This window comes from Oleiphilus sp. HI0128 (genome assembly GCF_001635365.1).
The window spans coordinates 1-1,227 of the sequence record NZ_LWGG01000173.1; the positions used below are offsets into that span (position 1 = coordinate 1).

General features: G+C 43.4%; 1 protein-coding gene. It reads left to right on the forward strand.

Annotated features, from left to right (window positions below):
- Positions 1–1,026, forward strand: a 1,026-nt coding sequence (locus A3763_RS02260) for a serine/threonine-protein kinase (RefSeq protein WP_156494836.1), incomplete at its 5' end; no start/stop codon positions are given.
- Between the last annotated feature and the right edge of the window lie 201 nt (positions 1,027–1,227).

Sequence of the window (1,227 nt, forward strand, 5' to 3'; positions counted from 1 at the left end):
AATTTAACTTTGCAGATCGTGAGCATCGATAGTTTACCGGCGCGAGAGTTAAGTGAGTTACAACAGCAGCTTACTCAGCTGCCTCCTGCCCCCAGATTAGAGGCTCGTAAAGAGTTTGATGGATACATGATTCTACGTGATATCTATATCAGTAGTCGTAGCCATGTATTTCTAGCAGAAGACCAACAAACAAAAAAGAAGGTGGTGATAAAAACACCTTCCACAGAAATGAGAAATAACCCGGATTACTTGGAAAGCTTCTTGATGGAAGAGTGGATTGCAAAAAGGGTGAGCAATGCTCATGTTTTGAAAGCAATTGAACCTGATAGAAAGCGTAATTTTATTTATTTAGTGTACGAATATATTGAAGGGCAGACGCTTGCACAATGGATGCTGGATAACCCTAAACCGGACATCAAAACAGTGCGAGAGATCGTTACTCAAATTGCTAAGGGGCTTCAGGCCTTTCATCGACAAGAGATGGTGCATCAGGACTTAAGGCCAAATAATGTCATGATTGATAGCCAGGGAACGGTAAAAATTATAGATTTTGGCGCAACAAAAGTAGCCGGAATTACTGAGGTGATCAGTAAAAACGAAGGCATTATGGGGACAGCTCAATTCACTGCACCGGAATACTTTTTGGGGGAAAGCGGAACAAGCAAGTCTGATCTGTTCTCTCTAGGCGTCATGACCTACAAGATGTTAAGTGGCGAACTACCTTACGGCAATGATATTTCAAAGATTAAAGATCGGCGTTCACTAGGGCGGCTAGGCTACCAATCCATCGATAAGGGGCGGGATGTTCCTGGCTGGTTTGACTACGCAATTAATAAGGCGGTTCATATTGACCCCTTAAAGCGCTATGGTGAAGTATCCGAGTTTATTTATGAGCTGAATCATCCAAGTAAAGTCTACGTAAATAAAGCCAAGCCACCGTTGTTGGAACGTAATCCCGTACTTTTTTGGCAGCTAAGCTCGTTGATTTTACTAATTATTGTGCTTTATCAAGCCAGCATGACGTAAACAATGTAGGCGGTTGGATTTGGGGCAACCGCCCGTATAAGTTTTCAAAGGCTTGGGTTACTTGTTGGCTATTCGGGCGTACTGCACTCCGCGCGGCTAGGGTCTTCAGCACAACGGATTTTCCATAGTAGTCGCAGCGCCTTAGGGTTAAAGGTACTATCTTCTTTTAGGGCCAAACGAATATCTCGGCTAAAGGTATCA